Source organism: Agrobacterium larrymoorei (genome assembly GCF_005145045.1).
In the GTDB taxonomy this organism is placed as follows: Bacteria; Pseudomonadota; Alphaproteobacteria; order Rhizobiales; family Rhizobiaceae; genus Agrobacterium; species Agrobacterium larrymoorei.
Map to the genome: position 1 here is coordinate 257,384 of NZ_CP039692.1, position 12,688 is coordinate 270,071.

Below are 12,688 nucleotides of genomic sequence, written 5' to 3' on the forward strand. Positions count from 1 at the left end.
TGACCAACGACTATTCTTCACGAAACGCTCTGGTAATTTGATCGGTCAGCGGCTTGAGAATATAGGAAAGCGCGGTTCTTTCGCTGGTTCGAATAAAGGCTTCGGCAGGCATGCCGGGAAGCAGGGCGAGACCACCAAGCTTTGCCCGTTCTCCTTCATTGACCACAAGGCGGACGAGATAATAGGACTGGCCGGTGCGCTGATCCACTGTCAGATCCGGCGCAATTCGCACGATATGCCCGTTGACTTCCGGCGTGACACGCTGATTGAAGGACGACATGCGCAGCAACGCTTCCTGCCCAAGCTGAAGCTGATCGATATCCTTCGGCGCGATCTGCACCTCCAGCGCAAGATCATCCCCTTCCGGCACGATCATCATGATGGGATCGGCAGGCGTCACGACGCCGCCCACCGTATGCACGGCCATCTGATGCACAACACCCGCCTGTGGAGCGACGATATCGACACGCTTCAGCTGATCCTGTGCGGCCACCTTGCGCTCCGCAAACTCCCCCATCTGGCCTTCGATTTCCCTGAGTTCCCGGCCAACTTCCGTCTTCAGTTCCTGATCGATCTGGATTATTTGCAGGCGTGTTTCGGAAATACGGCCAGCAACCTGAGCCTGATAGGCGATCTTTTCACCTCGCTCGCCACCGAATGTCGCTGCCTGCGTCTCAAGACTGTTCAACCGCTGTACGGAAACAACGCCCTGATCGCGCAACCCTTTCTGCGACCCGATTTCGGCCTGAAGCACAGAAAGCCCTTGGTCATAAGCAACCTCCTGCGCTTTCAGGCCTTCAATCTCGTGCCTGAACTGCGCAATACGCTCATTCAGCTGGGCCTTTTGTCCTTCGCGGAAGGTCTTGCGGGATTGAAACAGCCTCGTTTCACTCTGCATAGCCGCAGCAACATCAAGGTCGCCCTGCCGATCAAGAAGGCTTTGCGGAAAAGTGAGAGTCTGCTGATCGTCACGCTCTGCTTCCAGCCGCGCCCGCCGGGCAGATAACTCATCCAGCCGCCGGGAAACGATGGCGAGGTTCGCGCGGGTCTGGGTGGCATCCAGCCGCATGACAACCTGACCCGTAGCGACATGGTCCCCTTCATTCACCAGAATTTCACCGACGACGCCGCCTGTCGGGTGTTGAACCTTCTTCACATAACTATCCACCACCAGATGCCCGGAGGCGACCACGGCGCCGGAAAGTTTCGCGGTTGCGGCCCAGACACCGACGCCTCCAACAAGGAAGAAACTCACGGCAAGCGCTGCGATCAAGTGTGTTCGGATAGAGCTGGACGCCAAGAAATCAGGATCAGAATTTCGCATCCGCATCCTCCTTCACTGCTTCCATACCGCCAGAGCGCTGGCCGATATCGGCAACGACGCGCAAGGGAGCTAGCGTTTGGGCGGAAATATTGTAGGAACCAGCCTTGGCGGCGGGCGCAGCGGGTTTCAAAACCTTTGAAAGAACATCATCCCGCGGGCCAAAGGCACGCATCCTGCCCTCTTCCATCATCAGCACATAATCGGTCGCAGCAATGGCGCTTGGCCGGTGTGCAACGACGATGGCGATACCTTTTCGCTCCCGAATGGATGCAATCGCCCTGATCACGGCAGCTTCGCCATCCGCATCGAGATTGGCGTTGGGCTCATCCAGAACCACGAGAAACGGTTCTCCATAAAGCGCTCGCGCAAGCCCTATGCGCTGGCGTTGCCCGGCAGAAAGCGCCGACCCCGCCTCACCAATATCGGTCTCATATCCCTTTTCGAAACGCAGAATAAGCTCGTGCGCGCCTGCCACTTTCGCCGCAGAAATCACTGCTTCCGCATTGGCCTCATCGGAAAAACGGGAGATATTCTGCGCAATCGTCCCCTCGAAAAGTTCGACGCCTTGCGGCAGATATCCGATATGCTGGCCCAGCGCTTCGCGATCCCATTGATCGAAAGTCGCACCGTCAAGACGCACCTGCCCCGCAATCGGCAACCATGCCCCGGTCAGAATGCGTGAAAGCGTGGATTTGCCCGAACCGGATGGCCCGATGACGCCAAGCGCGGAGCCCGCTGCCAGCTGAAAATTGATGCCAGTGACGGTCGGCTTCCTTTCTCCGGGTGGAGCGACGACGACATGTTCAACCCGCAACTCCCGCTCAGGCGCGGGCAAAGGCAGTGTCTCCGGTAACGCGGGCACCTGCCCAAGCAGGGTCTTCAACCGCCCCCAGCTCTGCCGGGCGGCGATGAAAGACCTCCAGTTGGCAATAGCCAGATCCACGGGCGCAAGCGCTCGCCCCATCATGATCGAACTCGCAATCATGATGCCGCCCGTTGCCTTCTGCTCGATCACAAGCAGTGCACCAACGGCGAGAATTGCGGACTGGAGGACGATGCGGAACGTCCGTGAAACGGTGCCAAGCCCGCCCGCAACATCGCCGGCTTTTCGGTTGGCGAGAAGATACGCCTGATTGGCGCCCTGCCAACGCGACCCAAGGCGCCCGCCCATGCCCATGGCTTGAATGACCTCCGCATTGCGGCGGGAAGCTTCCAGCAGCCTGTTGCGCACCATGTTCTCAGCTGTCGCTTCACGCACCGGCTTTTGCGTGAAGATATTGGTGAAAAGTGTCAGTGACACCAACAGGATGGCACCTGCAAGAGCGGTAACGCCAATCCAGAAGTGGAAAAGGAAACAAATGCCAAGATAGAACGGCATCCATGGCAGATCGAAAAATGCGGTTGGGCCAGAGCCAGATACGAAACCACGAACATTATCGAGATCCCGCAATGGCTGAAGACCATCACCAGAAACGCGCGAGATGAGCGGTAGCCGCGTAACGGCATCGTGGACACGTTTGGAAAAGCGTAGATCGAAACGCTCTCCAATACGCATCAGGACGCGGGCGCGGATGATGTCGAGCATGCATTGAAACGCGAAGAGGCCTAGCGCCAGGACAGCAAGGCCAATCAGCGTCGGCACACTGCCGCTTGCCAGCACGCGGTCGTAAACCTGAAGCATGAACAGGGGCGACGTCAGAGCCAGCACATTCACCACCCCACTGACGAGGGCGAGGCCTAAAAACGTTGTTTTCAACGGCGAAACGACCGCCGCAGTCAGCGATTGCGTCGTCGGTCGCTCGTCTTTCCACGATGCCAAATTATCATCCTCATGCCCAAGAGGTCGTGCGCTTGAGACAGCACGTAAGCAATAATGGCGAAAGGAAATATATATGAATAGAAGCAGATTTGACCCACAGAGACTGATAGGGAATGAAGAAAATTCGAAATTAGCATTTTATATATTAAAAAAGAAAACGCCCTGCGATCCAGGGCGTTTTCAAAATTTCCAATGAACTCAATGCGCTATCAGGCAGCCACATCTGCCGTGAAAGCAGATTTTATCAGCGTCTTGGTATAGTCAGCAGCGGGATTGTTGAAGATCGCATCGGTTTCGCCTTCTTCCACGATCTTTCCATCCTTCATCACGATAACGTAATCGGAAATCGCCTTAATAACCGAAAGGTCGTGGCTGATGAAAATGTAGGAAAGGCCGTGCGCCTTCTGCAATTCACGCAAGAGATCGATCACCTGGCCCTGCACCGAACGGTCCAAGGCAGATGTCGGCTCATCCAGAATGACGACATCCGGCTTGAGGATGATGGCGCGTGCAATTGCGATACGCTGCCGCTGACCGCCCGAAAATTCGTGCGGATAGCGGTTTCGCGCAGCCGGATCGAGGCCCACTTCCTTCAGCGCTTCAATGGCGCGCTTGTCACGCTCCGCACGGCTGAGCTGTGGCTCGTGGACGAACAGACCTTCGGTGATGATCTCGCCGACCGTCTGACGCGGCGAAAGAGAGCCGTAAGGGTCCTGAAACACCAATTGCAACTGTCGCCGCAACGGGCGCATCGCCTTTCGGTCGAGCCCGGTAATTTCCTTTTTCCCGAAGAGAATACGGCCTTTGGCGGGCGTCAGACGCAGCAGCGCGCGACCGAGCGTGGATTTCCCCGAGCCGGATTCACCGACGATGCCGATGGTCTGGCCTTGGCGCAGGTTGACGCTGACGCCATCCACCGCGCGAAACTCACTGGACTTCGACAGAAAGCCGCCCGGAATTTCATAATCGACCGTCACGCTCTGGCCAGACAGCACGACAGGCGCCTCACCGCCGACCGGCGGCTTGTGACCGCTGGGTTCGGCATCCAGAAGCATCTTCGTGTAGTCGGCCTGCGGGCGCTCGAAAATGTCTTCTGTCGTTCCTGATTCTACGATCTCACCACGACGCATAACGGCAACGCGGTCTGCAAAATGACGAACCACACCAAGATCGTGCGTGATTAGAACCACAGCCATGCCGAAGCGCTGCTGCAACGACTTCAGAAGATCGAGAATCTGCGCCTGGATCGTGACATCGAGCGCCGTGGTCGGCTCATCTGCGATCAGGATATCCGGCTCGTTCGCCAGTGCCATGGCAATCATGACACGCTGGCGCTGGCCGCCGGAAAGCTCGTGCGGATAGCTGTCGATGCGACGCTCCGGGTCAGGAATACCAACAAGCTTCAGAAGTTCCAGAACACGCGCGCGCGCTTCTTTTTTGCTACCGCCGCGATGGTGGATGATCGGCTCGGCAATCTGCGCGCCGATCCTGTAGAGCGGATCGAGCGAAGTCATCGGCTCCTGAAAAATCATGGTGATTTTCGCGCCGCGAATATTGTTCAGCTCATTGACCGGCAGCCCGATCAACTCGCGTCCACGATACTTCGCCGAGCCCTGGATCACGCCGTTGGACGCAAGCAGACCCATGATGCCCATCATGGTCTGGCTTTTGCCCGAGCCGGATTCGCCCACAACGGCCAGCGTTTCACCCTGTTTGACGTCCAGATCGATACCCTTGACGGCACTGACCGTGCCGTCTGGCGTCGTGAAGTCCACCTTGAGATTGCGGACAGTGAGAATGGTTTCAGATGTCGTATTCATGTCAACGATCCTTTGGATCGAGTGCATCACGCAACCCGTCGCCCACGAAGTTCAGCGAAAACAGCGTCAGCACGAAGAAGATTGCCGGGAATATCAGCAACCATGGGGCAGACTGAATATTGTTGGCGCCTTCGGAAATCAGCGCGCCCCAGCTGGTAAGCGGCGCCTGAACACCGAGACCGAGAAAGGAAAGGAAGCTTTCCAGAAGAATGACCTTCGGCACAACAACCGTCACGAACACCACGACAGGGCCAATCGTATTGGGAATGATATGGCGGCGGATGATCTGCCAGTCACTCAAACCCAATGCCTGTGCGGCCCCCACGAATTCCCGCCGTTTCAGGGCAAGCGTCTGGCCACGCACGATGCGCGCCATATCCAGCCACTCCACTGCCCCGATAACGAGGAAGATGAGGATGAAGCTGCGACCAAAGAAGACCACGAGCACCACGACCAGAAAGACGAATGGCAGGGAGTAGAGGATTTCAACGAAGCGCATCATCACATTGTCGACGCGCCCGCCGATATAACCCGCCGTCGCGCCGTAAAGAACGCCGATGCCGAGCGAAACAAGGCTGGCTAGAACGCCGACCGCAATCGAGATTTGCCCGCCCAGCATAACGCGGGCCAGCATATCACGGCCGTTGGAATCCGTACCGAAGAAGAAGTATTCGCGATTGACATCGCCTTCCAGCTTCAGCGTGCGTCCATCATCTTCCGTTGCGACGACCTTGGTGTTTTCGAACTCGTTGGCGCGGTCGAAGTAACGGGTCGTGCGTGGATCGATCTGGCTGCTGGAAGTTACGGTTGCTGTAAAGGTCTGACCTTCGACGGCAAACTCCTTCAGCTCCACACGGGCACGGCCAGCAACGCCTTCCATGACGCCTTGCAGATTGTTCACATCCGGGCGCGGCTCGAGGCTTGGCGCCACGGATACATAGGACGAGAACACCTGATCATAGGTATGCGTGAGAAAATGCGGCCCGATGAACGAGAAAAGCGTGATCAGCACCAGCATGATGGAGCCAGCCATGGCCGCCTTGTTTCTTCTGAAACGCAAGGCGGCAAGCTGGAAAAGGCTTCGGCTTTTCACCGATTGTTGGGGGGCAATATTGCCGGAAATATCAGTCATGTCTGACCCTCGGATCGAGCAGGCCGTAGAGAATATCGACCACGAGATTGAAGACGATAACGAAGATGGCGATGAGAACGACGGTCCCCATGACTAGCGTATAGTCACGATTGATGGCGCCCAGAACGAAGTAGCGGCCCACGCCCGGAATCGTGAAGATCGTCTCGATAACCGCCGAACCCGTAAGCAGCGCTGCCGCGCAAGGCGCTAGATAGGACACGACCGGCAGCATGGCTGCACGCATGGCATGGAACACGACGACACTGCGGGCTGGAAGACCATAGGCCTTGGCCGTGCGAATGTGGTCCATGCGCAGCGCTTCGATCATAGCACCGCGCGTCAAACGCGCGATGACTGCAAGCTGCGGCAAAGCAAGGGCAATCATCGGAAGAATGAGATATCGCAGCGAGCCATCGCCCCAGCTACCGGCAGGCAGAAGGCCGAGAAGTACGGCGAAGATCAGCGTCAGAACCGGAGCAACGACGAAGTTCGGCACGGTAACGCCAACCGTCGAGATGGACATGATGGAGAAATCGAAAGCGCTGTTCTGGCGAAGCGCGGCAAAAGTTCCAGCAAGAATGCCGCCAACCAGCGCCAGAAGAAGAGCGTAGCAGCCCAGTTCCAGCGAGTAAGGCAGGCCCTTGCCGATCAACTGCGCGACGGTATTGTCTTTATAGATGTAGCTCGGGCCGAAATCGCCGGTAACGGCGTTGCCGAGATAGATGAGATACTGGCGCCAAAGAGGCTCATCCAGATGATAGGTTCTCATCAGATTTTCCATGGTCTGCGGCGGCAGGGGGCGTTCAAGGTTGAACGGACCGCCCGGCGCAAAACGCATCAGGAAAAACGAAATCGTGACGACGATAAACAACGTCGGCACGGCGCTCGCCAAACGGCGCAGAATAAATGAGATCATAGTTTTTCAGGCTCCGGCGTGGCACGGTGGTTTTGGCCACCGTGCCAGCACTGCTTATTCGGAAACGCTCAGGAAGCGGCTGAGGTGTTCGTTAGCAGCGTTGTCTTGCCAACCCTTCACGCGGTTGGAAACCAGCCAAAGGTCCGCCTGTGTCAGCAGCGGCGCAACGGGCTGCTCTTTCATGAGAATGGTTTCAGCCTCATGCAGCAGCTTGGAACGGGCTGCAGGATCTTTCTCATCGTAGGACTTCTGCATCAGCCCATCAAACTCCGCGTTGTTGAACTTGGAATAGTTGAAGGTCTTGTTGGAAGAGACCGAGAGCGCGAGGAAGTTTTCCGCATCCGCGTAGTCGGCAACCCAGCCGGCACGCGCGACATTGTATTTGCCGCCTTCTTGCAGGTAACCATAGTGCGAAGCAACGTCGAGGTTTACCAGCGAAACGTTAGCACCGAAGGTGTTCTTCCACATATCCGCGACAGCCGTTGCCACACGCTCATGGTTCGGGTTGGTGTTGTAGCGGATTTCGATGGAGAGCGGCTTGGCGCCTTCGCCATAGCCTGCTTCCTTCATCAGCTTGACGGCTTCGTCTTCACGGTCAAGCTGGGAGAGACCCGCAAAATCTGCCTTTGCAGGCTCACCGTAAGACGCCATGCCCGGAGGAACCATGGAATAAGCCGGAACCTGCGAACCGCTATAGATTTCCTTGGCAAGGAAGTCACGGTCGACAGCCATGGAAAGGGCGCGGCGAACGCGAACGTCGTTGTAAGGCGCTTCGCGGGTATCGAAGGTGTAATAATAGGTCGCAAGCGTCGGCGAAACGTGAACCTGTTCGCCATAGGACTTCTTCAGACGCTCGATCTGGTCTGCGGAGAAGTTGAAGGCGAGATCCATTTCCTTCGCTTCGAAGCGACGAACGGACGCGGCCTGATCGTCGATCGGGTAGAAGATGACCTTGTCGATCTTGGTGTTGGCTGCATCCCAGAAATTGGTGTTCTTGACCACGGTCAGGCTGTCATTGGGAACGTGAGCTTCAAGCTTGTAAGCGCCGTTCGAAACCATGACGCCCGGCTTGACGAAATCGGTACCATTCTTTTCGTAGCTGGCCTTGGAAATCGGCAGAGCCGTCTGGTGCGCAAGAAGTTCGAGGAAGAACGGAGTCGAACGCTCAAGCGTGATTTCCAGCGTCTTGTCATCCACCGCCTTCACGCCAAGCTGGTCAACGGGCACTTCACCCTTGTTGATCTTCTCGGCATTCTTGATCGGATAGAGAATGTTGGCGTATTTCGCCGCCGTCTTGGGGTCTTCAACGCGCTGATAGGAGAACACGAAGTCTCCAGCCGTTACCGGCGTACCATCAGACCACTTCGCGTCTGCGCGCAGCTTGAATGTGTAGACGGTACCGTCATCGGAAAGCGTCCAGCTTTCTGCCGTGCCAGGGATGATCTTGCCAGCTGCATCGTAAATCGTCAGACCTTCGAACAGGTCTTTCAGAATGAATGCTTCGATGTTGATCGAGGTCTGCGCCTGGTCGAGCGTTTGCGGCTCACCCGCGTTACCACGATGCAGAACGGTTTCAGCCAGTGCAGAGCTTGCGCCAATCAGAAGCGAGCCTAGCAGGAGAGCAGCGCGCGTTGTTGTTTTTATAGACATCATTTTTGTTTCCCCAAGATAGTTTGGAGACTGCAAACAAGGACAAAATCGGGAAACGCGCAACCCCAATATTTTCCAACCGGTTAAATTGTAACCTTTCCATCAGGCCTGTTGAAACCCGCAGAGCGCGCTTGATGCGCAAAAATATACGATAAAACAACCACTCTCACCCAGTCGCCGATCCGTCTGGCTGACTGACAAGTTGCCTACAATTCTCTACGGATGGCTGTGGAAAAGTATGATGATTGAGTTGTCAATGGATCGGAGCTATTAGGATACATGGCCCATAAACAGCCCTTGAGCAATTTTCGCTTTCCGCTAAAGTGAAAGAAAACGAAAATATATACTCTAGGGGCGAGACATGTTTTTCAGCGCAAGGCAGATGGAAATCATCGAACTGGCGAAGACTGAGGGACGGGTGCTGGTGGAAGAGCTGGCGTCGCGTTTCTCCGTTACGCCGCAGACCATTCGCAAGGATTTGAACGAGCTTTGCGAGAGCCGCGCCCTCAACCGCATCCATGGCGGCGCCATTTTTCCCAGCGGCACGGAAAACGTTCGCTACGAGGCCAGACGGTCGATAGCTGCGCCGGAGAAGCAGGCAATCGGCAAGGCCGCGGCGGCGCTTATCCCCAATAAGTCTTCGCTCTTCATCAACATCGGCACGACGACGGAGGCTGTTGGCGAGGCGTTGCTTGACCATAACGAGCTGATGGTCATCACGAACAATATTAATGTTGCCAACAGGTTACGAATATTTCCTTCCATCGAAGTGGTGATAGCGGGCGGCGTGGTTCGTGGCACGGATGGCGGCATCGTCGGTGAAGCGGCGGTTGATTTCATTCGGCAGTTCAAGGTCGATTACGCGGTAATCGGCGTGTCTGCCATTGATAATGACGGCGCGTTGCTGGATTACGACTTTCGTGAAGTGAAGGTCGCGCAGGCCATCATCGCGAACGCACGCCATGTCATTCTTGTTACCGACTCAAGCAAATTCGACCGCACAGCGCCGGTGCGCATCGGCCATCTTTCGCAGGTTCACACCTTCATTACCGATCATTGTCCCATCCCCGCCATCAAGGCCATTTGCCGGGAAAACGAGGTCAATCTGATTGAAACTGGGCCATAATAGGTTTTCGTGAAAATGCATTAAGCATTCGTTTGACATTCGATTTGTTTTCGCTTTAACTGCATTCAACTTTCGAATTGAACAATAAAAAAGCCGCTCAAGCAAGCTGGCATCAGGGAGTGAAAACGTGTCGGGGCAGGAAGTTCGCGATATTTTCGTGATCGGTGGTGGAATCAACGGCTGCGGCATTGCGCGCGATGCGGCGGGCCGTGGATATTCCGTGACACTGGCCGAAATGAACGATTTCGCCTCCGGCACATCTTCCGGCGCAACCAAGCTCATCCATGGTGGCCTTCGTTATCTCGAGCATTATGAATTCCGCCTTGTGCGCGAAGCGTTGATGGAACGCGAGGTCCTTTGGGCCATGGCGCCGCACATCATCTGGCCAATGCGCTTCGTCCTGCCGTTCCACAAGGGAGGCATTCGTCCAGCCTGGCTCATTCGTCTTGGCCTTTTCCTCTATGATCACCTCGGCGGTCGCAAGCTTTTGCCAGCAACGAAGTCGCTCGACATGCGTCGCGATCCCGCGGGCAAGCCGCTGAAACCGCTTTTCACTAAAGCCTTCGAATATTCCGACGGCTGGGTGGATGATGCGCGCATGGTGGTGCTCAACGCCCGAGATGCCGCAGATCGTGGCGCAGACATTATGAGCCGCGCCAAGGTAACGTCCGTTCGTCGTGAAAATGGCCTCTGGAACGTCGAAGTGAAGGATATGGCGAGTGGCGCGGTGAAAAGCGTTCAAGCCCGTATGCTGGTCAACGCTTCAGGTCCATGGGTCGATAATGTTCTTTCGAATGCCGCCGGGCGCAATCAGGTGCACAATGTGCGTCTGGTTCAGGGCAGCCACATCATCGTCAAAAAGAAGTTCAGCGATCCGCGCGCCTATTTCTTCCAGAACCCCGACAATCGCATCATCTTCGCAATTCCTTACGAGACCGATTTTACGCTGATCGGCACCACGGACCGCGATTACGAAGGCGATCCGTCACAGGTGAAGATCAGCAACGAAGAGACGGATTATCTCTGCAAGGCGGCCAGCGAATATTTCGCCGAACCGGTGACGAAGGACGATATCGTCTGGACATATTCTGCCGTTCGCCCGCTTTACGACGACGGCGCTTCGAAAGCGCAGGAAGCCACGCGCGATTACGTGCTGAAGTTGGAAAACGCTTCGGGCGAAGCGCCGCTTCTGAATGTTTTCGGCGGCAAGCTGACGACCTATCGTCGCCTCTCCGAGCATGCGCTCGAGAAGGTCGGTGAGGCCATTGGTGAAAAGGGCTCGCCCTGGACGGCCAAGAGTTCGCTTCCGGGCGGCGATTTTGCACCAACGGGATATGACGCTGAAGTCAGCAAATTGAAGGCCCGTTATGGCTTTCTTTCAGACCGACAGGCGCGCCGTTTCATACGGCTCTATGGCACCAAAGCCGCTGTGTTTTTAGGCGATGCGAAGAGCGTGGAGGCACTTGGTCTTCACTTCGGCGGTGATCTTTATGAACGCGAAGTGGAATGGCTGATCCAGCAGGAATGGGCCAGAACCAGCGACGATATTTTATGGCGAAGAACGAAGCAGGGTCTGCATTTTTCCAAGCAGGAAGCTGCCGCACTTGAAAACTACCTGGCGGCAAAAGCTGCCTGATAATAGAGCATTTCCAGCAAAAGTGCGTAGCGGTTTTGCGTCCGGAAAATGCGTTAAAACAAAGATTTAGAGCATTGAAGCGTTTCGGAGAAATGCGGAAATGCTCTAGCGCCGTTACAGGCGTCGCATACTAAAATTAATGCAGAAATCTTGCTGGTTGGAGGAGGCCGCGGGACATAATGCTTGAATTGCGCAACATCGCGAAGATGGTGGGTGGCGAATATCATATTCACCCCACCAGTCTCTTACTCAAGCGGGGCACGCTCAACGTCCTGCTTGGCCCGACATTGTCCGGCAAAACCTCTTTGATGCGGCTGATGGCTGGCTTGGACAAGCCAACCGAAGGTTCGCTCCATTTCGACGGAGCCGATGTCACGGGTAAACGCGTGCAGGACCGCAGCGTTGCGATGGTGTACCAGCAGTTCATCAACTATCCTGCACTCAGCGTTTATGAAAACATCGCCTCCCCCATGCGGATTGCGAAGAAGGATCGTGCGACAATCGACCGCGAGGTCCGCAAAGCTGCCGATCTTCTAAAGCTGACGCCTTATCTGGAGCGCACGCCGCTCAATCTATCCGGTGGTCAGCAACAGCGTACCGCGCTGGCGCGCGCCATCGTCAAGAATGCAAGCCTCGTTCTCCTGGACGAGCCGCTCGCCAACCTCGACTACAAGCTGCGTGAGGAACTGCGCGAAGAACTGCCGAAGATATTCGCTTCTTCCGGCGCGATTTTCGTTTACGCCACGACTGAGCCTTCCGAAGCGCTTCTTCTCGGCGGCAATACCGCGACCATGCATCATGGTCGCATCACGCAATATGGCCCGACCATCGATATGTACCGAAACCCGGTCGATCTCGTTTCCGCCAGAACATTTGCCGACCCGCCGCTGAATATCGTGGAATTGACGAAGAATGGCGGTTCTTTCCTGCATAATGGCGCGCAAGTTTTTGCGGTACCGCCGCATCTCGCAAGCATTGCGGACGGTCCAGTCACAGTGGCGTTTCATCCTCACCATCTCTATCCAACGCCGACCCACGGCGCTGCGGTGAAGCTCGAAGCGAAGACGCTGGTCTCGGAAATCGCAGGTTCGGAAAGCTTCATCCATCTGGATTTCGCAGGCCATCGCTGGGTCATGCTGACGCGTGGCATTCTCGATATCGAGCCGGACCGGCAGATCGATATCTATCTCGACACCCGTCACCTGATGGCCTTCGATGTGAATGGCCGTTCCCTTGCCACCCCGCAACAAGCTGCCGCGTGAGGA

Annotated in this window: 9 protein-coding genes; 3 read left to right on the forward strand and 6 right to left on the reverse strand. The window is 56.1% G+C overall.

The genetic code is table 11. From position 1 onward, the window contains the following. Nucleotides 1–10: 10 nt before the first annotated feature. The 6 genes from CFBP5473_RS15515 to CFBP5473_RS15540 form a co-directional block, all read right to left on the reverse strand. Nucleotides 11–1,324, reverse strand: a complete 1,314-nt coding sequence (locus tag CFBP5473_RS15515; protein ID WP_027675256.1) for an HlyD family type I secretion periplasmic adaptor subunit — start codon at nt 1,322–1,324, stop codon at nt 11–13. Continuing rightward, a complete protein-coding gene (locus tag CFBP5473_RS15520) occupies nt 1,311–3,143 on the reverse strand; it encodes a type I secretion system permease/ATPase (protein WP_027675255.1) in 1,833 nt (610 codons plus the stop codon). Before CFBP5473_RS15520 ends, CFBP5473_RS15515 begins: the two co-directional genes overlap by 14 nt. A 209-nt stretch (nt 3,144–3,352) precedes the next feature. Further along, on the reverse strand, nt 3,353–4,963 hold the full coding sequence (locus CFBP5473_RS15525) for an ABC transporter ATP-binding protein (protein ID WP_027675254.1): 1,611 nt from the start codon (nt 4,961–4,963) through the stop codon (nt 3,353–3,355). Nucleotide 4,964: 1 nt separating this feature from the next. After that, entirely contained in the window at nt 4,965–6,095 is a 1,131-nt protein-coding gene (locus CFBP5473_RS15530; RefSeq protein WP_027675253.1) for an ABC transporter permease, read from the reverse strand. Continuing rightward, entirely contained in the window at nt 6,088–7,011 is a 924-nt protein-coding gene (gene oppB, locus CFBP5473_RS15535; protein ID WP_027675252.1) for an oligopeptide ABC transporter permease OppB, read from the reverse strand. Before oppB ends, CFBP5473_RS15530 begins: the two co-directional genes overlap by 8 nt. 54 nt (nt 7,012–7,065) lie before the next feature. Continuing rightward, entirely contained in the window at nt 7,066–8,661 is a 1,596-nt protein-coding gene (locus CFBP5473_RS15540; RefSeq protein WP_037170959.1) for a peptide ABC transporter substrate-binding protein, read from the reverse strand. A 361-nt stretch (nt 8,662–9,022) separates the two neighbouring features. On the opposite strand from CFBP5473_RS15540, the gene CFBP5473_RS15545 reads away from it, so the two are divergent. From CFBP5473_RS15545 to CFBP5473_RS15555, 3 genes are all read left to right on the forward strand, one after another. Beyond that, on the forward strand, nt 9,023–9,787 hold the full coding sequence (locus CFBP5473_RS15545) for a DeoR/GlpR family DNA-binding transcription regulator (RefSeq protein ID WP_027675250.1): 765 nt from the start codon (nt 9,023–9,025) through the stop codon (nt 9,785–9,787). Nucleotides 9,788–9,914: 127 nt separating this feature from the next. Continuing rightward, nucleotides 9,915–11,423, forward strand: a complete 1,509-nt coding sequence (gene glpD, locus CFBP5473_RS15550; protein WP_037170952.1) for a glycerol-3-phosphate dehydrogenase — start codon at nt 9,915–9,917, stop codon at nt 11,421–11,423. Nucleotides 11,424–11,602: 179 nt separating this feature from the next. Beyond that, a complete protein-coding gene (locus CFBP5473_RS15555) occupies nt 11,603–12,685 on the forward strand; it encodes an ABC transporter ATP-binding protein (protein WP_027675248.1) in 1,083 nt (360 codons plus the stop codon). The last annotated feature ends 3 nt before the right edge of the window (nt 12,686–12,688 follow it).

Bases quoted from the DNA above. Each gene is read 5' to 3' on its own strand.
- CFBP5473_RS15515 (WP_027675256.1), bottom strand. From the start codon at position 1,324: ATGCGAAATTCTGATCCTGATTTCTTGGCGTCCAGCTCTATCCGAACA.
- CFBP5473_RS15525 (WP_027675254.1), bottom strand. From the start codon at position 4,963: ATGAATACGACATCTGAAACCATTCTCACTGTCCGCAATCTCAAGGTG.
- CFBP5473_RS15530 (WP_027675253.1), bottom strand. From the start codon at position 6,095: ATGACTGATATTTCCGGCAATATTGCCCCCCAACAATCGGTGAAAAGC.
- oppB (WP_027675252.1), bottom strand. From the start codon at position 7,011: ATGATCTCATTTATTCTGCGCCGTTTGGCGAGCGCCGTGCCGACGTTG.
- CFBP5473_RS15540 (WP_037170959.1), bottom strand. From the start codon at position 8,661: ATGTCTATAAAAACAACAACGCGCGCTGCTCTCCTGCTAGGCTCGCTT.
- CFBP5473_RS15545 (WP_027675250.1), top strand. From the start codon at position 9,023: ATGTTTTTCAGCGCAAGGCAGATGGAAATCATCGAACTGGCGAAGACT.
- CFBP5473_RS15555 (WP_027675248.1), top strand. From the start codon at position 11,603: ATGCTTGAATTGCGCAACATCGCGAAGATGGTGGGTGGCGAATATCAT.